Source organism: Paenibacillus sp. strain BS8-2, from assembly GCF_054483835.1.
The window spans coordinates 5,492,457-5,517,351 of record NZ_CM137010.1 but is presented as its reverse complement, the minus strand read 5'-3'; the positions used below and the strand labels follow the sequence as shown (position 1 = coordinate 5,517,351).

The window sequence follows — 24,895 nt, the reverse complement described above, 5'->3', positions numbered from 1 at the left end:
CTTCATTGCGCGAGCTTCACATGAGATTGCTGGACAAACTCCGTATAACGTTTTGCTTCATCCTTGAGGGTGCCAGCTGTTGGATTATAGGATACAAAGGCTGGCAGGAACGTTCCATTACATCGGGTGATGGTACTCTGTATCGGCCTCATATATTCACTAAGGGTGAACCAGTTGCGGCCGCCTGCACGATATTCGTTTTCCGAGCCGCCTGTTGTTGTTGCGATCATAAATTCTTTTCCTTTCAAATTTTCGCCACCGGGACCGAACGCCCAGCCGAATGTCAGCACATCGTCAAACCACTTCTTTAAAAGCGGCGGGCAGCTGTACCAATATAATGGGAATTGAAAAACAATTCTGTCGTATTTCATTAACAATTGCTGCTCTTGTTCGACGTTGATGCTCCAATTCGAATATTCTTGATACAGATCACGGATGTGTATATTCGGCAGCTTGTTTAACTCGCACAGCAGCGCTTTATTCCATTCGGAGTTGTTAAGGTTTGGATGTGCTACAATTACCATCGTTTTCATGACCATCATCCCTTACTGTTTAATTGGTTATCTTACCCCTTGATTATCCGGGTTATTTATATAGATGAAAAGTACGCATTTTATTCGTACTTAGTCCTTTACTCCATACCATAGATGGCGCAAGACTTTGTGGGGTAGTACGTTAGAACGTACTACGTACATAAATGAAGAGTACTATCAGTATGAGAGATATTTTGTTAATCTTATGGGAGATAACGAAAGTATTCTTTTCAAGCTTGGGAGTTGATGATATTGCCGTTAAGAGCTCAGGACGATAACTCGACGCAAGGCATAATAACGACATTGGATATCATTGGCGGGAAGTGGAAGCCTTTGATTCTGTTTATTTTGCTGCATGAGGGGACCAAGCGATTCGGAGAGCTGAGGCGGATGCTCCCGGTGATTACGCAGGGGATGCTGACGAATCAGCTTCGGGAGCTTGAACGAGACGGGCTTGTTGAACGCAGAGTATATCAGGAGATCCCTCCAAAAGTCGAATACAAGTTATCCGATCACGGAAAAACGCTGGCTCCCGTGTTGACTGACATGTGCAGCTGGGGATTTAAGCATCTCGACTTTGTGAAGGGTGTTAATGGTCCCCCAAACTGCAATAAAGAAGAACCTACTAAGCACTGAAATGTCCATCATAATAGTTTTAAATGGATTCGAGATGAATCATAGATGAATTGTAAAGATATGATTCTTAGCGCTCGAAATTCCACCTTAAGCATACAGCTATCCCTCTCTACTCTTTCAACGAAAAGTTATGATAGATTTATTATTTAAATTATTCGTTGGAAGGATTATGCTGATGAAATTGAATCACTAGCGTTGCATTAATGTTCTCTGAATCTTCGCAATATTCTGTTTTTCTAGCATTTGAGCATAAAAAAATCCTTTAAAATAGATATGGTAGGTAGCCCTGTCCATAATCCATTCAAAAGGATCATCTCATGGACAATGATACGCTATTCTCATCGTTTGGTAAATGGCTCGCGCCAATATGTACGAAATCGTTCACAGATCGGATTGCTGAAACAGAGCAAGATAAGTACGTAAAGAAGTTTACGACAGCGTCCTACCTGAAGTTGTTCCTCCACACGCAATTGCAAAATCGGGAAGCATTACGACATATCGCTGACGATCTGCTCAGTGAAACGCTACAGCGAGAACTCGGGCTTACATCCATCTCTGCCTTCCAGCTCAGTCGCAAACATAAGCAAGTGGATCCTGAACTGCTCCAGCTCGTTTTCGAGCAACTAGCCAAGCAGGTACTTTCACGGTTCAGCGCACCGGCACATCGCACCAAGATTAAGATTATCGACTCGACAACCGTCGCCCTCTGCTTGCAAAAGTACAAATGGGCGGAATTCCGTAAGACGAAGTCGGGGATCAAAGTGCACATGCGACTGGCGTTTGTAGGCGATGAGGATGTCATTCCGGAGAAAGCGACGATTACAGCAGCGAAGAAGAATGACCGCACCCAGCTCGACAGACTTGTCGATGAACCTGGCATCACGTATGTGTTCGACCGCGGCTACATCGACTACGCAGCATTTGATCGCTATTGCCTCGATGGCATTTTCTTCGTCACCCGGCTCAAGAGCAATGCATGCATAGAACCGCTGGAAGAACGGGAAATTCCGGAAGGCAGCTGTGTTAGCGTAGACATGAATGTGCGTGTAGGCTCTCAGCAAAAGCTGATGAAGCATACATTACGGATGATCCAGACGGAAGACTCGCAAGGGAACATGCTGTTTCTGGTGACGAACCGTTTCGATCTAACATGTGACGAGATAAGTGATATGTATCGCAGCCGCTGGGCGATCGAAACGTTCTTCAAATGGATGAAGCAGCATCTGCGGATCAAGCACTTTCACGGACAAAGCGAGCGTGCGGTGCAGAACCAGATTTGGATTGCTCTGATCGCATTCTGCTTGCTCTTGCTGGTCAAGATGGAGACGAAGGTCGAGCACAGTCTGTTGCAACTAAGCCGATGGCTGACGAAACTGCTGTGGCAGCCTTACTCCGAATGGTTGCGACGAATGAAGCAGAAGCCGAGTCGCGAATCGCAAGGAAGGCAACGAAGGGAACCAATCGCCTAACGGCAAGCCGATCGCCAGCTAGTTATCCACATGTGAACAATTTTACATAATTCATCCAAATGGAAAGAGCTACCTCTAAGAGCTGTTCGACCTTTTGGATTTGCCGCCAGAAAAAAAATGATTTCTCAATTTTCAGACTTATAGAGTTTCAAGTTTTATGCAACGCTAGTGGCCGATTCAAAGGAAACGGCTCAGTACATTCTTGCGAATTATGACAAGCTTCATGGGGAAACGCAAATGTTTCATGATACCCTGTTTGCTTCAAGTCTTCCAAGTTACGTTCTTGATGCTGTGTCCAGCAACATCTCGATTCTGAAATCCCCGACTGTACTGCGATTGACGGACGGCACGCTGTATGGCTTCGAAGGCGTTCATATGAATGAGGGATCCTGTGAGGGCTCATGCACGCATGTATGGAATTATGAGCAAGCAACGGCATTCTTATTTCCTTCGCTTGCGCGAACGATGAGGAATATCGATTATACGTATGCGCAGTTCGACAATGGAAAGATGGCTTTTCGATTGTATTTGCCAGCAGAAAGAACAACGAAAGAGAATGTAAGATGCGCTGCTGCAGACGGGCAAATGGGCGGCATTATCAAAACGTATCGGGAATGGAAAATTTCAGGCGATACCGATTGGCTGCGCTCGCTATGGCCGAAGGTGAAGAAGGCATTGGAATATGCCTGGGACCCGTCAAACGAAGACCGCTGGGATGCCAATAAAGACGGCGTAATGGAAGGGCGGCAGCATCATACCCTTGATATGGAATTATTCGGACCTAATTCATGGCTTACAAGTATCTATTTGGCAGCTCTGAAGGCGGCAGCCGAAATGGCGGAAGCACTCGACGAACCGGATAAGGCCGAGGAGTATTACAAGATATATGAAAGCGGCTCCAAGTGGACAAATGAACATTTATTCAATGGGAGCTACTTTCATCAGGCTGTAGATATAAAGGATAAAGCTATCGTTGATGTGTTTCATGCCGCTGCCCCATATTGGAATGAAGAAGCAGGCGAGCTGAAATATCAAATCGGCGAGGGCTGCGGGATCGACCAGGTTCTTGGGCAATGGTTCGCCCATATTGTCGGGCTCGGATATATACTGGACCCGCACAAAATTAAATCGGCTGTTCAGGCCATCTATGACCATAATTTTATAGAATATATAGGAAATTATCCCAATGCATGCCGCATCTATGCGCTGAACGAGGAGGATGGGTTGATTATCTGCACATGGCCGAATCAGAATAGTCCGGTCGTGCCGATCCCGTATGCGGACGAATGTATGAATGGCTTCGAATACCAGGCAGCAGCTCATATGATCTATGAAGGATTTGTTGATGAAGGGCTGAACGCTGTCAAAGCGGTAAGAGCGCGTTATGATGGGGAGAAAAGGAATCCTTGGAACGAGTTTGAATGCGGAAGCAACTATGTCCGCTCCATGTCTTCTTATGCATTATTAATTGCGCTTAGCGGATTTGAATATGACATGACGAAGCAGCATATCGGTTTCAACCCCAAAATCATGCGCGGCGATTATCGAACGTTTTGGAGTTTGAACGAAGGCTGGGGAGCGTTCAGCTATCAGCCGGGACATCTCATACTGGAAGTGAAATCGGGACACTTGGACGTTCGATCATTCGCAAGCGATCTTCTTGACGGTCAAGTGATTAAGGGTATTAGGCTTGACGGGCAGCAGCTTATGTTTGAGCGAGCAGGCAATGTGATTACGTTTGGGATGACGGGTGCTGTGTCTGTCAATCAAAGCGGTAGGCTTGAGATACTGTTGGCAGATTATTTTTTTGTATAATTAGGAATATAATACCGTTTCAACTCACTGAAATGTACAAAATCCCAAAAATCTCCTGCCAAAGCAGGGGATTTTTTGTTTGGATGCGGCTTGAGATAAAGAAATTGCAATTTCTTTTTGAATGCGTACAATGTTTGAATATAGTTAAATCCAATTCCGATGCATGATAAAAGCTACATGATGGCAAGCCTACAACATGAATGCGAGGTGCGAGTGATGATCTATAGACCGATGCTCACAGTTCTTATTGTCGATGATGAAGAGCCTCTTCGTAAGGAAATGTCCTCTTATCCATGGGAGGATTGGGGGGCTGAGCTTATTGGCGAGGCGCGTAATGGAGAAGAGGCGCTGGCATTCTGCGAGCAGTGCGAGCCCGATCTGGTGATCACCGATGTAACGATGCCTGCGATGGACGGCATAACACTCCTGCGCGAGCTCAGACGGAGATTCCCTCGCATGCAGGTTGTGCTCCAGACCGTGCACAGTGATTTCGCTTACGCGAGAGAAGCGATACGGCAGGAAGCGCTGGATTACCTTGTCAAATCCAATGTTGAGGAAGAAGATCTGAAGCGAGTGCTGAGGAAGACAGAGCAAGCTATTAATCAAGCTTCGCTCGTCGTGCGCAGTGCCAAGGAAGAACGCAGGTGGCATTGCGGCAAGGAGATGTACGCGCTCTTGCACGATACCCCGGCCCAGGAGATGGACGAAGGCTGGCGCAAATTTGCAGAACGGTATGATATCATGCCGGAGGGGCCTGCTGCGCTTATTCAATTCAAGCTCATCTCCCTCCCGATGGACGAGCTGTATGCTAGTCGGACTGTACAGGATGCGCTCCATAACTGGGAGCTTGACAAGGCGGATCCGCTCAGATGGATATCCTTAAAGTCCAGGGAATATGTCGTATTCGCTCCTTTCAAGCAGAGGGAGGCGTTGATTACGGAGACTGTCCAGTTGATGAAGCAGGTTCAACAGCATTTATCCGCCTCATTCTCCTATTCGGATGGAGAAATCGATCTAATCGCAGTCATTAGTGCGCCCTTCGAGACAGGCGGGGAGCTTAAATTGCGTTTTGCGGAAAATCAGGCCTGGGAGGATGCGCGTTTCTATGCGCCGGAGCCGACGTCTGTCTATTATGGCGCGCCTTCCTTGCTAAGGAGCGCTACACCTGAAGAGAGTGCTGCTGTACTAAATAGCTTCTCGCTTGCGGCCTCCGATTATACGAGATGCAAACAAGAGATTCAAGAAGTCTTTATCGAATGGGCTTCCCAAGAGGCCATATTGCCCGGGGAATTGAAGGAGCTTGCCTTGCGAGGCGTCTTAAGATGGCCGATTGACGATACAGCTGAGCCGGAGCGGACGTTGAATCGAACATTATTGGAGCAGGCATCAGCCTTGACGGAATTGTCGGAGCTGCTGCACAGGCAACTCGACATGCTCTACTCCTCTCATCCGCGCAAGCTCAGAGGCGAGGTGGCTAAAGCGAAACAAATTATCGAAGAGCAGTATGCCGAACCATTCACATTGCAGAACATTGCCGAGCAGGTAGGGCAACTCTCCGCCGCTTATTTGGGCAAGCTGTTCCGCGAGGAGCTTGGCGAATCGTTTAACGAATATGTATCAAAGGTTAGAGTACAGAAGGCGATGCAGCTATTAAAGGCTGGCGACACGAAGGTTTATGAAATAGCGGAGGCTGTGGGTATTCCGAATTACCGTTACTTCTCCCTGGTGTTCAGGAAATATACCGGCTTTGCGCCCAGCGACTACAAGAAAAACGATCATGAAAGGAACGGGAGGACATGAAGCTAGTGCCACGCTTGAAGCATCCCCGCCGTTGGAGCATAGGCACCAAAATGTTTGTTCTGCTCTTTATCGTCACCATGCTGTTATTCAGCTTGCTGGCGTGGAACAATATGCGAATATCTCAGAATGCACTGAAGGAGCAGTTGTGGACTGATTCATACCGTCTTCTGAATCAGAGCAATCAACTCATCGATTCGCAGGTAAGCACTGTCCAAAATATATTGTTTTTCCTTTCTTCTCAGAAGGAATATATGCTTCAAGGCAATCGGAATGAGCTTGAAAATATATTATCGCAGTACAGCGCTGCCAATGGAGGCTTCGCAAAAGCGATGTATATGGTTCGATCGGACGGGACGGTGTATTCGAGCAACCCGTTCCTCTACGAAATCAGGGGCAATGAAATGCTGAGCACGCTGCTGCTCCGAGCCAAAATATATCGAATCGGCATTTCATGGAGCGAGCCTTACGTTTCACCGGGGATCGGTACGACGGTAGCATTCGTGCAGACCATCCTTGACGACAACGGTCAATTACTTGGCATATCGGTTGTCGAGCTGGATCTGGAGGCGCTTGGTCAAAGGCTGGCGCCCCAATTATCCAGCCGATCCAGCGGTTATTTGCTGCTTGACGCCTCCGATCATGTCATCCTGTTCAATGAAAGTAAAATGAGCATGCCTCAGCAACGACAGGTATATCCCCCGCAACTCACCTCCGAATTCGTCAATAAGCTTGAGTTCTATCATGAAGGCTCCGAGCTCTTCGACTATGACGGTCATTCCTACGTCGTCATTCGTGACGGCAGCAATCGACTAGGCTGGGAGATTGTCACGCTAATCGATGTCCAGACCTTCTACCACACTGTGAATGACTTGTTCAAGGTTTTTCGCAATACGGTCTTGGCTTGGAGTGTCGTCCTGCTTATTATTACGTTTGTATTCAGCCGGCTCTTTACCGCTCCATTGCGTCTGCTCAGCGCGAAGATGAATCGCGTTAACGATATTAATCTGGCCAGCGGCTTTTATGTCAACCGGGAGGATGAGATCGGACAACTGGCGGCTTCTTACAATACGTTGCTCGCACGCGTACATGGGCTTATTGAGATTGTGAAGCAGACTGAGAAGACAAAAAAGGATTACGAGCTTAAGATGCTGCAAAGCCAAATAGGTCCGCATTTTCTTCAAAATACGCTGTTATGCGTCTCCAGTCTTGCGCGGCAGAAGCGAACGGACGAGGTGAGGGAAACGATCAAATGTTTGATCGGCTTGCTCAGCTACAGCTTTAATCGGGGTTCCGGCGACCAGATTACGCTGGCCGAGGAGATGGAGGGGCTACGTATGTATGGGCATATTCAACGGATCAGATACGGCAGCTCTCTTAAACTTGATATCGAAATCGATGAGGGTCTGCTCGATTACAGGGTGTTAAAGCTCTCCCTTCAGCCGCTGGTGGAGAATGCGATATTCCATGGGATCGGTCCCAAGAAGGAGTTAGGCACGATCTGGATCAGAGCCAGAAAAACGGGCAGTAGTCTTCTGCTGTATATTTTCGACGATGGCGTCGGAATGGATCGGGATCAAACCTTAGCCATTCTTCGAAAGCCGGAGGAGCATGAGGGCTCTCAGCCGAACGACGCATTTTCATCGATTGGAGTATGGAATGTGCACGAGAGGATCAAGCTGTTTTTTGGCGAGCATTACGGACTTCGGTACTATAGCAGAAAAAACCGGGGAACGGTGGTGCGAATAAAGCTGCCTATCGTGATTCATGATTCGAAATAGTATGACACTTTTTGAAGATATCATGTATATTTCGTAAATTGGGACGGTGATAACATAAAACTATCAAAGAAATCGAAAGTGATGGAAGGAGGGCCACAATTCATTGGAGAGCTTACTAACCCGCACATCAGTCTCAGAGAACAAATCAAAAAGGAGGATGCTATGGAATAGGGTGTGGAGCCATCGAGCGCTGTATTTGATGCTTCTACCCGGGCTTGTCTGGTTTCTGATTTACAAGTACATCCCTATGAGCGGCGCTATTATCGCGTTTAAGGATTATTCGATTGGCAAAGGCATTTTTGAAAGTGATTGGGCAAATCCATGGTACAAATACTTTCAGGATTTCTATGAATCCCCGTATTTCTACAAAATCTTGTCCAACACACTGCTAATCAGCTTCTACAAGCTCATATTCGGCCTGATTCCTCCCATATTGTTTGCGATCATGCTGAATGAAGCCACCTCAAAGTGGTTGCAACGAGTGGTGCAGACGATCAGCTACATGCCGCATTTCTTCTCATGGGTCATCATCTACGGTATGCTGCTGATGTTCTTGTCCGAGGGCTCAGGCATCGTGAACAAATGGCTGGTTGACGGAGGGGGAGAGTCTTATCCGTTCCTGACCTCTACGGAGTCGTTCCGTTCCATATTGGTCCTGTCGGATATCTGGCAGTCTGTTGGCTGGAGCGCCATTATCTATCTGGCTGCGATGTCTTCCATCGATCCTACCTTATACGAGGCAGCCAAGGTTGACGGGGCGGGGAGATTCCGGATGATCTGGCACATTACACTGCCCGGCATCCGCAACGTTATTACTCTGATGCTGATCCTCAAGCTCGGTCACATCATGGACGCCGGTTTCGAGCAAATTTATGTGATGTACAACATTCAGGTTTATGATGTCGCGGATATTATCGACACCTGGGTATTCCGCACAGGACTTGAGCAATTGAGTTATAGCCTGGCAACAGCCGTCGGATTGTTCAAATCCATCATCGGTCTGATCCTGGTCCTTGGAACGAATCAATTGGCGAAGCGATGGGGGGGGAGCATATGGTAGCCAAAAGTTTAGGTGATCGCGTGTTTAACGCAGTCAATCATGCCATTCTGATCGCCATTGCTCTTGCTTGCGTCGTGCCGGTGCTCTACGTCATTGCGGTGTCGATTACGCCGATCAATGAGGTGATGAAGAACGGCGGTTATGTGCTTATCCCTCAAGATGTTACATGGGCGGCATACAAAGAGCTATTCGCCAAGCCGACTATTCCAAGAGCGCTTATGATTACTTTGTCATTAGCCATATTCGGGACATTCCTTAACCTGGTTGTAACGGCTTTGATGGCTTATCCGCTAAGTCGGAAAAGTTTGCCGGGACGAGGTCCGCTGCTCCTGGCGGTATTCTTCACAATGATTTTCAGCGGGGGCCTTATTCCCACCTATCTGGTAGTCAAGGAAACGGGTCTGCTTAACACATATGGAGCGTTAATTGTGCCGGCGCTAGTGGGTACCTTCCAGCTGTTGGTTATGAAAAGCTTCTTTGAGACCATACCGGAAGAATTATTCGAATCGGCTAGAATGGATGGCGCACAAGAGATGAAGATTCTGTACGCTATCGTCCTTCCGCTCTCCGTACCCGCATTGATTACGGTCGGATTGTTCTACATGGTAGGCCATTGGAATGAAATCTTCCGAGCCATTATGTATGTTACGGACTCTGACTTGTATCCGCTCCAGGTCGTGATCCGATCTATGCTGATCCAGTCCGCTGACTTTAACCAAGCGGAGGTTGTCGTTCCGACGATGACGTTGCAGATGGCCGCGGTCATGATTGCTAGCATACCAGTCATTGTGTTCTACCCATTCGTTCAGAAACATCTGACGAAAGGCATGCTCATTGGAGCGATAAAAGGGTAAGCAGCGATTAAAGGGTATATGAAAATGATTAAGACAGTAAAACATCCGAGGGGGAAATACATTGAAAACGAAGAAAACGCTTTCTAAGTCCTTGCTTTCTGTCCTATCCATTAGCTTCTTGCTTGCAGCATGCGGCAACGATACGAACATGACTAACAACAATGGCGGATCAAACACGCCGGAGAGCACGTCCGCAACGAATGAGGTGGATGACAAGAAATACCAGATCGAATTTCTGAAGCATGGCTCGGCTCTTCCGGCGGCCAATGAAAACGTCATGAAGCAGCAATTTGACGAAGCGCTTAATATTGATCTTAAGATGACGATTACCCCTTCACCGGAGGATCGCAATAATCAATTAAGCGTTCGTATAGCGGCTGGCAATCCACCGGATGTTCTGTGGCTGGAGAGCACAACGCTGCAGAAATTTGTCAAGCAGGATGTGCTTCTTGACCTAACGCCTTACCTGGATAATGAATTAAAGCCTGTCGTGGATTACATTGGCGAGGAAAGCTTGAAGAAGGGTACGGTAGACGGCAAGGTGTATGCCCTGGCATCTAAGGATTATCTGCCGCAGACTAGCTACTGGATTCGCAAGGACTGGCTGGACGGGCTTGGTCTGCAGATCCCGACGACTCATGATGAGCTGTTCGAGGTGGCGAAGGCGTTCAGAGAAAACGATCCGGACAAAAACGGTAAAAAAGATACGTATGGCATTACTGGTCTTCAATTCGAGACACTTAGCGCACTTTACACAGGTTATGATGTGGCAAAGCCAACAGATATCTATGTGAAGGACGGCAAGGTTATTGGTTCTGTCATGGATCCAGCGATGCCTGACGCTCTGGAGGCTATACAGAAATTTATCGAAGCAGATGTGATCGATCCGGACTTTGCAACGGCAACCGGTCTGCAAAATCAGCAGAAAGCGATTCAAGCGAAAGCCGGCATTGTGTATGCGACGTGGCCTGCAATGAAAAAGGATGAATTCATCTCGCAATTTACAGCTGTTGATCCTAACGCAGACTGGGTACAGTTCCAGTCGCCGTCCGGTCCTGTCGGACATTACGACAATACAATTGATATCGCAGGAGCCAATATTCTTAATGGATTGCCTAAGCAGCTAGAAGATGATCCAGGCAAGTTGCAGCGTGTATTCGATCTATTGAATTACACTGTTTCCGAAGAGGGTCAGAAGTTGACTCAGTTCGGGCTGGAGGGTGTCCACCATACCATGCAGGACGGCAATGTCGTATTGGATGAGAAGCTTACGACAGAAGGCGCTTATTTCTACCAGTACCAATTCTTCGGCCGCAATGATTACGATTACCTGAAGGCAAGATTCCCGAACCAAATCGAATATATCGAATTTGCCAAGGATCAAGCTCGTAAAGAGATTATCAACTCCGCCGCGCATGCACCGGAAGGTTATAACAAAGCGGATGCGGACAAATACATTAACGAAGAAATTTTGAAATTCATGTTCAACAAACGTCCTCTCTCGGAATATCAGAACTTCCTGGACACTTTGAATTCGACCTTCAACTATCAAGTATATATCGAAGCGGCCAATGAACAGGCCAAAGCAGCCGGATACTTGCAATAAGAACGGAGGAAGCATGTTTTGCGCTCAGAGACGATCATAACAGATATTACAGTCATCGGCGGCGGGTTAGCAGGAGTGTGCGCAGCGGTAGCTGCGGCGCGCTCCGGCCGGACCGTGGCCCTTATACAAAACAGGCCCGTATTAGGCGGCAATTCCAGCAGCGAGGTTCGAGTCTGGGTGAGCGGCGCTTCGGCTACAGGGACGCAACGCTTCGCCAGAGAAACGGGCATCATGGGAGAGCTGCTTGTCGAGAACCAGTATATCAATCCGGACGGCAATCCGTATTATTGGGATATCGTCGTGCATGAGATCGTGCTTGCCGAACCGAATATTCAGTTATTCCTGAATACGGATGTCCACGAAGTAGAAGCGGATGGCGATAAGAACTGCCGGACGATTCGTTCCGTAACGGGCTGGATGATGGGCTCGGAGCGGAAGCTTCGCTTCGAAAGCGAGATGTTCCTGGACTGTACGGGAGATGGTCTCGTCGGATTTCTAGCCGGTGCGGATTACCGGATCGGTCGAGAGGCGAGATCTGTTTATCAGGAGGAGTGGGCGCCTGAGGTAGCGGATGATATTACTCTAGGCAGTACGATCTTGTTCTATACAAAAGATGTAGGCAAGCCAGTCAAATATATTCCTCCCTCCTTCGCCAAGGATATTACAAAGACAACAATCCCGACCAGACGTATTATTCGCACTGGCGATTCCGGCTGCTACTATTGGTGGATTGAATGGGGCGGCGAGGTGGATGCTGTTCATGACAATGAACGGATCCGGGATGAGCTTTGGGCCGCCATATACGGAATCTGGGATTACATCAAAAATTCGGGTGAGTTCCAAGCGGAGAATCTGACATTGGAATGGGTAGGCTCGGTGCCGGGCAAACGCGAATACCGCCGGTTCATGGGCGATTATGTTCTCAAGCAGCAGGATATTGTAGGGCAAGCCGATTTCCCGGATAAAATCGCATTCGGCGGCTGGTCTATCGACCTGCATCCTCCGCAAGGGATGTATGCCGAGGCTAGCGGCTCGAAGCATCTGTTCCCGGACGGGACCTACCATATTCCGTTCCGCTCCCTGTACTCTGCCAATGTGTCCAACATGCTGATGGCAGGTCGCAATATTAGCGCTTCTCATGTGGCCTTCGGCACAACAAGAGTAATGGCGACCTGTGCGGTCATGGGCGAAGCGGCAGGAACGGCGGCTGCGATGTGTGTGGAGCGGGGCATAACGCCTCGGACATTGGCTGAGGAGCATATCGAAGCGCTGCAGCAAACGATTCTGCGCAATGACGGATCTATTATCGGCCTGCGTAATGACGATTGCAATGATCTGGCAAAGCAGGCTGAAGTTCAGGCATCCAATTGGCTGACTACGCCTATGGTAGAACGTGCGGACCAAAGGCATAAGCTGGACACGGACGCAGGATTGCTGCTGCCCGTCCATCCGGAGCTTCATACGCTAGAGCTGCTGATAGACGCATCGGAGAATACGGAGCTGACTGTAGAGGTATGGGATACAGGACGACCGGAAAATTATGTGCCATCTACTCTCCAGGTTTCGGATACTGTGCCAATCGAGCAAGGGGAGAAGCAGTGGATCAAGCTTCAGCTTCCTTGGCGTCCATTACAGCCGCAGAATGCCTTTATCATCATCAAAGCAAATTCTAGCGTGCATGTATGGCTTGCAGAGGAATCCATAACAGGCATCATGGCTTTCTTGCGCAGCAAGAAGCGGCCAGTTGTTGATCCAGCGCTTGAGGTACAGCCCGACCAGCCTGTCGTAGAGTGGGATCCGAAGCAGATGGTTCGCCAATTATTCTGCTTCCGTATATCCGGTTTGTCGGAGGCCTATCACCCATCGATGATCTTGAACGGTTATAGCCGTCCATATGGCGGACCTAATTTATGGGCCTCTCAGCCGATGGCGGAGCAGCAGGAGCAATGGATAGAGCTTGGCTGGCAGAAGGAAATCGCTTGCGGCGAAATTCATTTGACCTTTAATGATGAGGTCAATGAATACCTGATTAATCTCCATTATATTACGACTCCGTTCGATATCATTCCCGAGCTGGCGGCGGATTACCGTATCGAGGGCTGGCTGCAAGGACAGTGGCAGTTGCTCCATAGGGAAACCGGCAATCGCAAGCGTAAGAGAGTGCACCGGATTGCAGCGGTGAGCACCGACCGTATTCGCCTCGTTATTGAACGAACGAATGGCAGTGCAACTGCGCAACTGATCGAGATGCGAGTATACGAATAAGGCCGCCGAGCCTGCAAGAAGGAGAGAGAAGGCATGACATCACACGCATTGGAGACAAGAACTCTGAGCTCGCTTGCGAAGGTATTCGCCGATTCTGATTTAACTAACCAAGAATACCTGGAAGGCTCGGCGCTGCTGGGAGAGAATTATTCGTTCCAAGTCGCGTACCGCTCCAAGGAGCGGATCAAAAATATTCGCGTTCAGGTCGCCTCTGAGCTCGAAGGGCAGATAGAGCTGTATCGGGTAGGGCTTGTTCCTTCCGAATATCCTATCAATCATGACCATGACGAGCATGTCCTTCGAACGACTCCGGGCTTATATCCGGATCCGCTGTATCCGGATGCTGCCCTGGAGGGTGTAACCGCAGTAGGCGGTCAATGGCGGGCAATCTGGATTACCGTTCAGGTAAAGCAAGGTATGCCGGCTGGCGTTCATCCGATACGTATTTGGTTCGAGAGTAAAGAGGGAGAACAGCTTGGAGAAGCAACCTTCCGGCTGAACGTGATCCCGTCCGCGCTCCCGAAGCAGCGCTTGATCCATACAGAATGGTTCTATGCGGATTGTCTGATGGATTACTACAAGACAGACATGTTCAGCGAAGCGCATTGGTCTGTGATCGATAAGTATGTAGAGACTGCGGCACAATACGGCATCAATATGATTTTAACGCCATTGTTCACGCCGCCGCTTGATACGAAGGTTGGCGGCGAGAGAACGACTACTCAACTGGTAGACGTAATTAAAACAGGGGACAGCTATTCATTCGGCTTCGAGAAGCTGGAGCGTTGGATGGAGCTTTGCCGGAGCAAAGGTATCGAATATTTCGAATTTTCCCACCTGTTTACCCAATGGGGAGCGGGACATGCGCCGAAGATTATGGGGATCGTAAACGGAGAGCTGCAACGTCTGTTCGGATGGGAGACGGATGCGGCCGGTAGTGAATATCGCTCCTTCCTGGATCAATTCCTCCCAGCGCTGGTCGCGTTCATTAAAGAGCGTCAAATGGCGAAGGTTTGTTACTTCCATATATCGGACGAGCCGTATGCCGACCACATGGAAGCTTTCAAAAGCGCGGTATCCATCGTAGAGAAGCACTTAAGCGGCTTCCCTAGAATTGACGCTTTATCGAGTATTACCTATTACGAAGAAGGACTCGTACCGAAGCCGATTCCGGCATCCAATCATATCGAGCCCTTCCTGGAGAAGGGTATATCCGGATTGTGGACGTATTATTGCTGCTCGCAATATAAGGAAACTGCGAATCGATTTTTCTGCTTCCCTTCGGCACGCAGTAGAATTCTGGGCATCCAGCTGTATAAGTTTCAAATGGAGGGCTTCCTCCATTGGGGATACAATTTCTGGAACTCGCAATTCTCCCTTCGCCAATTGAACCCATTCGAGGTGACGGATTGTGATTTATCATACCCGTCAGGCGATGCGTTCCTTGTGTATCCGGGTGATAGCGGACCGATTGTATCCTTGCGTATGAAGGTGCTTTACGAGGCCAAGCAGGATTTGCGCGCGTTGGAGCTGCTGGAGAGCTTCATCGGAAGAGAGAAAGTCATTCAGTTTCTGGAGGAAGGTCTGGAGGAGCCCATTACCTTCAAGCAGTACCCCCGCAGTGAGGAATGGCTGCTTCAGAAGCGCTCCGATCTTAACAATTGGATTGGAGAGCTTACGCGCAATTAGGCATGGCTGGAAATCAGGAGGGTTGTCTGTTGAGAAAGGTATCTGTCGCAATCATCGGATTAGGTGCTCGGGGAGCTGGGGCCTATGCTCCGTTCGTGAAACAATTCCCGAATGAGGTTGAGCTTGTCGCCGCAGCCGAGCCGAATCCCGCAAGGCGCGAATTGTTCAGAGAACAATATAACCTTGCGAAGAATGTTATGTTTGAATCGGGCGAGGACTTTATCAAGCAGCCTAAGCTTTGTGATGCTGTAATTATTTGTACATGGGATCGCATGCATTATGAGTTTACGATGAAAGCGCTGGAGAAGGGGTATCACGTGCTTCTGGAGAAGCCGATTTCTCCTGATCCGCATGAGGTGCTGCATATTGCCCAGGCTGCCAAACGTCATAATCGACTCTTGTCGATCTGCCATGTGCTGCGGTATGCAAAGTATTGGGAATCAATGAAAAAAGTAATTGATGACGGGAAGATAGGAGACGTTGTTTCCTTGCAATTGAATGAAAATGTGGGATACCTGCACCATGCTCACAGCTTTGTCAGAGGAAACTGGAGTGATGCGGAGAAATCAAGTCCAATGATTCTGCAGAAATCATGTCACGATATGGATTTGATCCGCTGGCTTGTCGGCTCTGCGTGCACGAGAGTGAGCTCATACGGCTCCTTGTCATACTTTAATGAAGCCAATGCGCCGAAGGGGGCGACAGCAAGATGCACGGACGGTTGTCCGCATGAGCATGCTTGCGCCTTCTCGGCTCCCAGATTTTATCTGCAGGATCTAAGTCTTAATTCCTTTGCCAAGCATATTGCAGATCCGCCGACGCTTGAGAATCGTTTGAAGGCGCTGGAGGAAGGGCAGTACGGACGCTGTGTGTTCCGACATGACAATAATGTGGTCGATCATCAGGTTGTCAATATGGAATTTGCAAGCGGCGGCACTGCAACCTTCAGCATGAGTGCATTCACACGCGATATTACGCGCACGGTCTTGATTATGGGGACCAAAGGTGAAATTCGCGGTGACTTTGTATCGGGAAGCTACCAATACTTCGAATTTGCCTCCCAGCAATTGACCGAGGTAAAAGTGAATGCGCCAATTCATCATCATGGCGGCGGCGATGAAGGAATTATGCGTCAATTCTTGGCTGATGTGAGAGCGGAGCAGTTGGACAATTTGACGTCGGCGGATCAGTCCGTTGAGAGTCACATGATGGCGTTCGCTGCCGAATACTCTAGACTTCACGGTGGGGAATCCATCGATATGCGGAAATTTGCCGCTTCTCATCAGTAAGACAGAATAACTCAACAATTTATGAAATGAATAATGCTCAACAACAGCGCTGGCAGACTTGGAAGCAAGAAAGCCGGCGCTGTTTGTTTGACAAGCAATAAAGCAATTGGCTTGGCTGAAGGACCTATCTCTTTAGGAGGCGAGTTCATGAAATCAGTAGTTAGTTGGTTTGTAATCATTTGTATGTTGACGTTATATATGCCGTCGCAAGGAAACATGAGTCGAACGGCTGCCGCAGGGGGCTTCGAGCTATTCTCGAACGGAGGTTTCGAGGAAACAGGCAGCGCATCGGGCTGGGAAGGGAATGTATCAGCGACATCCTGGGGCAGATATACATTCAGCGGTTCTCCGATCTTTGCGGTTGACCCGAGCGTATCGCATGAAGGGGATCATTCGCTCAGAATGGAAGCGCTGACAACGTCTAGATCTTCCATCTTTCAGCAGACCAGTGCAGTTACAGTGAACAGCACCTACAAGATCAGCGGTTGGATGAAGACGGAGCTCTCGCTTGGGAAGGGACTGATTCGCCTGCAGGTTGGCAGGACGTCTGGTGGTCATCTCCTCATTAATATTGCGGAAGGCAGCGGAGACCAGGATTGGTTCTACTTCGAGAAGACCGTAAAGATTCCAACCAACGCGACAAGTCCGGCTTGGCTCAAGGTGGAGGCGCTGCTCGAGAACGGTGTAGGTAAAGTATGGTTCGATGATATTTCGGTAACGGAATGGGTTGCCGTTCAAGGTGTTGAACTGGCGCCGAAATCCGTTTCGCTCAGCGTCAACGATTCCGTGCAGTTGAATGCTCAGCTTCAGCCAGCCAATGCGACAAATCAAGCAACAGCCTGGAGCACTTCCAACGCTGCAGTCGCTACGGTGGATCATACAGGGCTGGTAACCACCCACTCGAACGGTTATGCGGTTATTCAGGCGGAAACGTTGGAGGGAGGGTTCACAGATACGGCTTATGTTAGCGCGGGTGCTCCGGCTACGCTTACTCTGATTCCATACGAGGGAACGACACAGGAGGATACTGCGCTGACAGGGCAGTTGGCGGCAACAGACAGCACGGGAGAGCATGTGACGTTCGAGAAGGTCTCTGAACCTGATCACGGCAAAGTGATGCTGGACGAGGATGGAGGATTTCTTTATTACCCAGATTCCGATTACTCGGGAGAGGATATCTTCATCTATATGGCCAGAACCTCGCAGGGCGGTCCTGCCTTCGGAGCGGCAGTCATTGATGTGTTGCCGGTAAACGATGCGCCTGTGCTTGATCTGCAATGGGCCTCGACAGTGAAGGACACGCCCCTTAGCGGACAGCTTAAGAAGGTGAGCGACAAGGAGGGGCACACCATTCAGTGGTCCAAGATGAGCGAACCCTTACATGGCACACTTCAAGTGCAGTCAAGCGGCGCATATACCTATACACCTGATACCGGCTTTGTCGGTTACGACGAATTTCAGATTGGCGTGCTGGATTCGGAGGGAGGAACATCGGCTGCTTCCATGAAGGTATACATAAGCCCTTCGGCCGCCGATATCCTTACGCAATTCGGCACACAATCCACTTATGAGCAGCATCCGCGCTTGCTCGCTGATGACGCGCAATTCCAGTTGATTCGATCGTTGATCGGTCATGATCATTATGTGACGGAATGGTACGATTTACTGCAGCCGCTCGCAGATGCTGTAATAGATACAACTCCGCTGCCGTATGCTTCTAACGGATCCAACAATGCAATCATTCGGAATCGTCTACTTTATACCGCTCTGATGTATCAATTAACCGAAGATAGTCAGTATGCAGACAGGACGATTCAGGAGCTGGAAGCTATGGCCGATTATGCCGATTGGGGCGGGCGATATAACAATATGCTGGCGCTGTCGGAGCTTACCTTCACGGTTTCATTGGCTTATGACTGGGTGTATGATGCGATGACTCCCGCACAGCGCTTGTTGATTACCGATGCGATCCGGGAGAAATCACTTCTTGTGGCGCTGGATTGGTACAATGGCGTGTTCACGCATAATGGAGAATCCAATAATATTAATCTGGTGGATAATGGAGCTTTTGGCCTTGCCGCTTTGGCCATTGCCGACGAAGGGATCGCTAACGAAACAGCAGCAGGAGCCGTGCTTGTCGGTATGTATAACAAGCTCCAGCAGGCGCTGCGCTTCTATACGGATGACGGTGCGTGGCCGGAAGGCCCGGCTTACTGGCATTATGGCGGTCAATATTTGACCTATGTGACAGCGGCATTAAATCATGTGCTGGGTACGGACTATGGACTGTCCTCGCTAGATGGCTTTATGCAATCCGGCGATTTCCCGCTCCATATGCTGGGCGAGGGAGGTTTCTTTAACTTTAACGACGGGAGCATTTCATCCGGACAGCCCGAATCCATGTGGTTTGCGGATTTCTATAACAAGCCGGAACTCTCTTGGCATCTGGGGGATTTGTATGACCGCAAGGGGGTATATTCGCCCCTCTATCTGGTCTTGTACAAGCCGGGTCTGCTTGACGTGGCGCCTACGGAGCTCGATCGCTTCTACAGCGGTATCGAATCGGCGTCCATGCGCAGCGGCTGGGATGATCCCAATGCGTTGTATGCTTCGATGAAGGGAACAAGCGAGACGCTGAGAAGCCACTTTGATGCCGATGCTGGAACCTTTGTTTTCGACGCGTTAGGCTGGCGCTGGGCAACGGATCTGGGCAACGAAAGTTATGAGCTGCCCGGCTTCTGGGATTATGCGAATCAACGCTGGACGTATTATCGCAAGAAGACAGAGGGGCATAACACCATTGTTATTAATCCAGCCGATAACCCTGTCATTCAACAAGATCCTGCCGGTAAAGCGCTGCGAGTCCGCGAGGAATCAAAGCCGCGGGGTGCTTATACTATTCTGGATATGACGGATGTCTATAAGCAGGATGCGGTAAGCATGACTAGAGGCATGATGCTGACGGCGGATCGAACGCAGCTTATTGTGCAGGATGAGATGAAGCTGAAGACATCTTCGGAGCTGTATTGGTTTATGCATACAGCAGCCGATATTACGATTGTGGAGAATGGAAAAGCTGCAATCCTGCAGCAAGGCGACAAAAGATTGTATGTGAAGATGCTGGAAGGACCGGCAGATGCCGTATTCTCTGTCATGAATGCTGAGCCGCTGCCGACTTCTCCTGATCCAGCGGGTCAATCAACAAACTTCGGTATAAGGAAACTGGCCGTTCATCTTAATGGAGTTGTGGAGACGAATCTTTCTGTGTGGCTTGTACCGCTATACGATACCGATCCGATCCCGACTGCGGCGCCTGCTTACACACCGCTGGACAATTGGTCGATACCGGAGGGAGAGCTGCAGCCGCTCCCGGAGCGTCCGACAGCCCAAGCTATTACGGTAGATGGCATACCTCTTCAAGGCTTCAATCCGAAGGGAACTTATTATGAGATGTTGGTTCCGTTCGACACAGAAACGATGCCAGTTGTAGCGGCAGCTTCAAACCATGAGCTGTCGATTGAACAGGCAACGGCTGTTCCGGGCAAGGCGGTCATCCGGGTAACGGATGTTTCTCAGCCGATGCTTCAGAATACGTACACGGTTACATTTAAGCGATTGCCGCTGATCGGCGAGCCCGAAGGTCTGCCGCGTTACGAGGTTGCGGAAGTTACGGCCAGCGCAGTTCCTGAGGCTGCTCAGGGCAATACACCGGAGAAGACGATCGACGGCAATCTGGATACTCGCTGGTCGGCTCCGGGCAAGCAATGGATTCAATATGATCTTGGAGGCGTAGAACAGATAGCGGCTCTATCAGCCGCATTCTATAACGGAGCGGCAAGGCAGTCTTATTTTGACTGGGAAATTTCACTCGATGGGATGAGTTGGACGAAGCTGCTTACCGTGGTCAGCTCCGGAACGACCGCGTTGCCGGAGACGCAGCTAGTTCCGACGACAGAAGCGAGATATGTGCGGCTGGTCGGGTATGGCAACTCGTCAAACAACTACAATAGCCTTACGGAGGTGGCGCTGTATGGGCCGTCGCCAGCAATTGAGGGACAGGAGCCTACTGAGGTCGAAACCGGAGCAGGGGCTAATCATCAGAATACGACGCCGGAGAGAGATAACCTGAGAAGCCTCGTATTGGAAGCCATTGAGAGCTCGCCGCCCGCTGCAATTGCTGTGGATGCCTATGAAATGGATGGGGTCTATCAGGTGAACCTTCCTGCTGATTTATTAATGGAAGCTGCTGACAAGGCGCCCATATTAGAGCTGGTGGTGAGATCACCCTTCGCATCTTACAAGCTGCCTGTTCATCTGTTGGATTGGGAAGCGCTGGCCAAGCAGCTCGGCGCAGCTCCCGATGAAGTGATGATTGCGGTGACCATCGAGAAGTCGAGTGAGAGGTTGACCAACGAATTGAAGGATAAGCTGGAGGAGAGGCAGGCAAGTTTGTTGTCGGAGGGGATTGAATTCCGTGTGACGGCGGAATCGCGAGGTCAATTAACGGACTTGAATGACTTCCAGTCCTATGTGACACGAACGATCCTGTTGCCTGATGAGGTTGAGCCCTCTAAAGTGTCAGGCATTATGTATGATCCAGGTACAGGGAAGATTATCTATGCCCCTGCGACATTCGAAACAACCGAGCAAGGCATCACAGCTGTCATCAAGAGAACAGGCAATAGCTTGTATGCTGTTGCAGAAGCGAACCGGTCATTTGTTGATGTTGAAGGTCATTGGGCTCAAGGCGACATCGAGCTGTTGGCAAACAAATGGCTGATCGAAGGGACAGGAGAAGGACATTTCGATCCGGAAGGCGTGCTGAGTCGAGCTGAATTTGCCGTTATGCTTGCAAGAGCAATGGGACTGGAAGAGCAGCAACCCTCAGCTACGTTCCATGATGTGCCTGCATCCGCGTGGTATTCCGGATACGCTGAGGCTGCTGCGAGCGCTGGTCTGATTACGGGCTATGAGGATGGAAGCTTCAGAGCAGCAGAATGGATTACAAGAGAGCAGATCGCGGTCATGCTCGTCCATGCGATGGAACGAGCTGGGAAATCGATTGACGCTACCGAAACGATGGAAAGGCTCCCGAGCACATTCGTTGATTATCACGAGATTAGCAGCTGGGCGAAGCAAGCCGTCGCTATAGCGCATCAATCCAACATCATTCAAGGTACCCCAGCAGGAAACATGGAACCGCAAGCCGCTGCAACCAGAGCGCAAGCAGTCGTAATGCTGAAGCGATTCCTGCAATTTGTTGCATTTATGAATGAATAGGATGTTGTAAGGAAAATCAAATCCATTATCGTTTCACATAAAACCTAAAGAAAATACAAGTGAACGGAAAGCAGTCCATTGCCTGCTAAAGAAGGCGACCTCTATGATAAGATAGAGGTCGTTTTTTTTGCGAGAAAAGGGGCGTCACAAGGGCATATTGAAATAATGAGACAGAAGGGAGAAACCTCATTTTGATATTCGGCCAGACTAGCGAGGGGCCGCGCGAGCATCGGTTCGGGCTGATTGCCATGTATCTTGACACGTTATTTATGGCTATTGGGTTCTATATGCTAATTCCTTTGTTATCGATTTATACGATTAGTCATCTGGGCTGGAGTCCAGCGGTCGTCGGCGTTATGCTGGCGATCAGCAGTCTGTCCCAGCAGGGGCTGAGATTGTTATCAGGCATTATAGCGGAGAGAATTGGATATAAGGAAGCGATTTTATGGGGAGTCGGCATCCGAATCGCGGGTTATCTGCTTTTTGGTCTGACACAGTCGCCTGCAGGATTTATGCTTGCCGCTTTTGTGGCAGGTGTTGGGGGTTCTATGTTCCATCCGGCAAGCTACGCTGTGTATGCCGTGCTTACAGAGAAGGAAGGGCGCTCCAAGATTTACGCCATGAGGGAGATGCTCAGTAATCTTGGTTTTATTTTGGGTCCCGTCATGGGGATGTTCTTGCTCTCTATCGATTTCAGAATGGTATGCTTCTCATCAGCTGCGATGTTTCTGCTGGCATGGGTATTAACTTATTTTTATGTTCCGTCTCCTGGCAAATCCGACCGGGATAGCGGTAAAGCGTCATCCGTTCGTACGATGCTGGTGTCCATCCTTCGGGATAAACCGTTTATTCGTTTTAATTTGGTTGCCATGATCCTATGGTCATTGTCGGTACAGCTGTACTTTATCGTGCCGATCCGTGCCGAACAGATCATGATCGACGTTTCGAAGCTGGCTTATCTATATACGGGAGCCGCCGTGTTTATGGTGCTTCTCCAATTGCCCGTCAACGTCGGCTGCAGCAAAGTGCTGAGCGGCTGGCGGATGCTAAGTATTGGCGGCGCTTTGCTTGGTCTCGGATACCTGGTGATCGGATTTGCTTCCGGTCTCTGGATGCTAATGGCCGGCATTCTGATCTTTACGCTTGGCCAAATCTTTTTTGTGCCAAAGATGAACGAGATGACCTCGGCGTATGCGGACAAACATTCCTTTGCCCTTTACTTTGGTTTCTCGGGTTTTTTCCTCGCGGCAGGCGGCTTCGCGGGCAATACGTTGACCGGATTGCTGCAGGAAGCGTCCACTCAGCTGGATGCGGATGTTAAGCTGCCATGGATTATCAGTGCGTTCGTCGGCTTCTCAGTAGCTGCATTTATTTGGCTCAAAACATTACATTCGAAAGCGTACAACAAGGAGGAGCAGGGATGACAATGATGAAGCGACTAAATCAAAGGCCGTTAAAGCTGAAGAGCAACAGAGTGTGGAGAACATATACCGGGGGCAAGCTGATCGAGGATTGGCAAGGGAAGTCTAAGGCACAGGATTCATCATTCCCGGAGGAGTGGGTAGCTTCAGCAGTCAAAGCCAAAAACGCCGGACGGGAGCATATTCTTGAAGGCTGGAGCGTCGTTAATGAAGAGGAGACCGGTGGAGCGGCAATTACGTTAAAAGAGCTCATAGAGGGAGATCCTGCAGCATTTCTTGGTATAAAGCACGTCGCTTCCTACAAGGAGCAGATGGGTGTACTAGTAAAGGTGCTTGATGCAGGAGAACGACTGACCATTCAAGTGCATCCCAGCCGCGAAGCAGCGAAAAGTATGTTTGATTCCGAATTCGGCAAAACAGAAGCATGGTATGTGCTGGGTGGGCGGGAAATCAACGGTGAAGCGCCGTGTATCTATCTTGGCTTCAAACCCGGAATGACCAAACAACGTTGGCAGGAGCTGTTCGAGAAACAAGCTATCCCTGAGATGCTGGATGCGCTTCATCGTATCCCTGTTCAGAGAGGCGATGTGTATCTGGTTGAGGGGGGCGTGCCGCACGCAATAGGCGCTGGCTGCTTCCTGATTGAAATCCAGGAGCCGACGGATTTGACGCTGAGAACGGAACGAACGACACCGAATGGACTAGCGGTTCCAGATATTGCCTGTCATCAAGGACTTGGTTTCGAGGCGATGCTGGACTGCTTCCGTTATGAGCCGCTTGATCTTCCGAATACGCTTACAACCTTTAAGAAGCAGCCTCAGTTGCTGCGACAGACGGCGGGCGGCAAGGAAACCTGTCTGATCGGTGCCGACGACACGGACCGATTCGCAATGAGCTTGCTTGAGATTTCCGGGACGTATGTGATTCGTCAAGAGAACGCCTTCTCGATCGCAATTGTCGTGCAAGGAGCCGGAGAGCTGATCTGGGAAGATGCGCGAATGAACGTCATGCAAGGCGATCAATTGTTTCTCCCGGCTGGAGTGGACACTGCGACTTGGGTCAGGGCTGGCGAGCATTCCGAGCTGAAGGTCATTGTATGTTATCCGCCGAAGCCGCGTCATTAGAAAGTGATATGTCAATCCGGGATATGGCGATTTCGGTAGAGGCTGAGGCTGGCAGTTGGGGGGAGTATATCTCAACCCTATCAAGATTAAAATACGATATGTTCATAAATAGGCCGAAACAAAAGAAGATGATGCCTCGCATTTTACGGGCATCATCTTCTTTTTTCGTTATACCTCCGAATATGCGATTTTCCATCAACCAACTGAATTCTGTTTCCGATTTAAAAAGGCGTTTGCCAGTACATACGGAATCCAGTGCACCCTCTGAATGTTGCT

General features: G+C 49.5%; 15 protein-coding genes. 14 read left to right on the top strand and 1 reads right to left on the bottom strand.

The genetic code is table 11. The features are described 5' to 3' along the window. Positions 1-2: 2 nt before the first annotated feature. Positions 3-533 carry an NAD(P)H-dependent oxidoreductase gene (locus ACX1C1_RS24000; protein ID WP_458954634.1) on the bottom strand — a complete coding sequence of 177 codons (531 nt, stop codon included), beginning with the start codon at positions 531-533 and terminating at the stop codon, positions 3-5. A gap of 252 nt (positions 534-785) precedes the next feature. Between ACX1C1_RS24000 and ACX1C1_RS23995 the strand changes: the two genes are divergently transcribed. The 14 genes from ACX1C1_RS23995 (at position 786) to ACX1C1_RS23930 (ending at position 24,619) form a co-directional block, all read left to right on the top strand. Further along, complete coding sequence (locus ACX1C1_RS23995; RefSeq protein ID WP_458954633.1) at positions 786-1,169, top strand: winged helix-turn-helix transcriptional regulator; 384 nt, start codon at positions 786-788, stop codon at positions 1,167-1,169. Positions 1,170-1,486: 317 nt separating this feature from the next. Continuing rightward, positions 1,487-2,638 (top strand): IS4 family transposase, encoded by a 1,152-nt coding sequence (locus tag ACX1C1_RS23990; RefSeq protein WP_458954632.1) that lies wholly within the window; start codon positions 1,487-1,489, stop codon positions 2,636-2,638. A gap of 237 nt (positions 2,639-2,875) precedes the next feature. After that, a complete protein-coding gene (locus ACX1C1_RS23985) occupies positions 2,876-4,453 on the top strand; it encodes a GH116 family glycosyl hydrolase (RefSeq protein ID WP_458954631.1) in 1,578 nt (525 codons plus the stop codon). A gap of 216 nt (positions 4,454-4,669) precedes the next feature. Continuing rightward, a complete protein-coding gene (locus ACX1C1_RS23980; RefSeq protein ID WP_458954630.1) occupies positions 4,670-6,253 on the top strand; it encodes a response regulator transcription factor in 1,584 nt (527 codons plus the stop codon). 5 nt (positions 6,254-6,258) lie between these two features. Continuing rightward, complete coding sequence (locus ACX1C1_RS23975) at positions 6,259-8,031, top strand: cache domain-containing sensor histidine kinase (protein WP_458954629.1); 1,773 nt, start codon at positions 6,259-6,261, stop codon at positions 8,029-8,031. A gap of 157 nt (positions 8,032-8,188) precedes the next feature. After that, a complete protein-coding gene (locus ACX1C1_RS23970; RefSeq protein ID WP_458954628.1) occupies positions 8,189-9,091 on the top strand; it encodes an ABC transporter permease in 903 nt (300 codons plus the stop codon). After that, positions 9,085-9,945, top strand: a complete 861-nt coding sequence (locus tag ACX1C1_RS23965) for a carbohydrate ABC transporter permease (protein WP_458954627.1) — start codon at positions 9,085-9,087, stop codon at positions 9,943-9,945. Before ACX1C1_RS23970 ends, ACX1C1_RS23965 begins: the two co-directional genes overlap by 7 nt. A 61-nt stretch (positions 9,946-10,006) precedes the next feature. Further along, positions 10,007-11,551, top strand: a complete 1,545-nt coding sequence (locus ACX1C1_RS23960; RefSeq protein ID WP_458954626.1) for an extracellular solute-binding protein — start codon at positions 10,007-10,009, stop codon at positions 11,549-11,551. Between the two features lie 18 nt (positions 11,552-11,569). Beyond that, positions 11,570-13,816, top strand: a complete 2,247-nt coding sequence (locus tag ACX1C1_RS23955; protein ID WP_458954625.1) for an FAD-dependent oxidoreductase — start codon at positions 11,570-11,572, stop codon at positions 13,814-13,816. 33 nt (positions 13,817-13,849) lie between these two features. After that, positions 13,850-15,505 (top strand): DUF4091 domain-containing protein, encoded by a 1,656-nt coding sequence (locus ACX1C1_RS23950; RefSeq protein WP_458954624.1) that lies wholly within the window; start codon positions 13,850-13,852, stop codon positions 15,503-15,505. Positions 15,506-15,534: 29 nt separating this feature from the next. Continuing rightward, positions 15,535-16,794: a Gfo/Idh/MocA family protein gene (locus ACX1C1_RS23945; RefSeq protein ID WP_458954623.1), complete on the top strand. Its 1,260-nt coding sequence runs from the start codon at positions 15,535-15,537 to the stop codon at positions 16,792-16,794. 147 nt (positions 16,795-16,941) lie between these two features. Next, positions 16,942-22,074, top strand: coding sequence for an S-layer homology domain-containing protein (locus ACX1C1_RS23940; protein ID WP_458954622.1), 5,133 nt, complete (start codon positions 16,942-16,944; stop codon positions 22,072-22,074). A gap of 191 nt (positions 22,075-22,265) precedes the next feature. Further along, positions 22,266-23,498, top strand: coding sequence for an MFS transporter (locus ACX1C1_RS23935; RefSeq protein WP_458954621.1), 1,233 nt, complete (start codon positions 22,266-22,268; stop codon positions 23,496-23,498). Continuing rightward, positions 23,495-24,619, top strand: a complete 1,125-nt coding sequence (locus tag ACX1C1_RS23930) for a type I phosphomannose isomerase catalytic subunit (RefSeq protein WP_458954620.1) — start codon at positions 23,495-23,497, stop codon at positions 24,617-24,619. Before ACX1C1_RS23935 ends, ACX1C1_RS23930 begins: the two co-directional genes overlap by 4 nt. Positions 24,620-24,895: the final 276 nt, after the last annotated feature.

Bases quoted from the DNA above. Each gene is read 5' to 3' on its own strand.
- ACX1C1_RS23930 (WP_458954620.1), top strand. From the start codon at position 23,495: ATGACAATGATGAAGCGACTAAATCAAAGGCCGTTAAAGCTGAAGAGC.
- ACX1C1_RS23940 (WP_458954622.1), top strand. From the start codon at position 16,942: ATGAAATCAGTAGTTAGTTGGTTTGTAATCATTTGTATGTTGACGTTA.
- ACX1C1_RS23980 (WP_458954630.1), top strand. From the start codon at position 4,670: ATGATCTATAGACCGATGCTCACAGTTCTTATTGTCGATGATGAAGAG.
- ACX1C1_RS23950 (WP_458954624.1), top strand. From the start codon at position 13,850: ATGACATCACACGCATTGGAGACAAGAACTCTGAGCTCGCTTGCGAAG.
- ACX1C1_RS23970 (WP_458954628.1), top strand. From the start codon at position 8,189: ATGCTATGGAATAGGGTGTGGAGCCATCGAGCGCTGTATTTGATGCTT.
- ACX1C1_RS23985 (WP_458954631.1), top strand. From the start codon at position 2,876: ATGTTTCATGATACCCTGTTTGCTTCAAGTCTTCCAAGTTACGTTCTT.
- ACX1C1_RS24000 (WP_458954634.1), bottom strand. From the start codon at position 533: ATGAAAACGATGGTAATTGTAGCACATCCAAACCTTAACAACTCCGAA.
- ACX1C1_RS23965 (WP_458954627.1), top strand. From the start codon at position 9,085: ATGGTAGCCAAAAGTTTAGGTGATCGCGTGTTTAACGCAGTCAATCAT.
- ACX1C1_RS23990 (WP_458954632.1), top strand. From the start codon at position 1,487: ATGGACAATGATACGCTATTCTCATCGTTTGGTAAATGGCTCGCGCCA.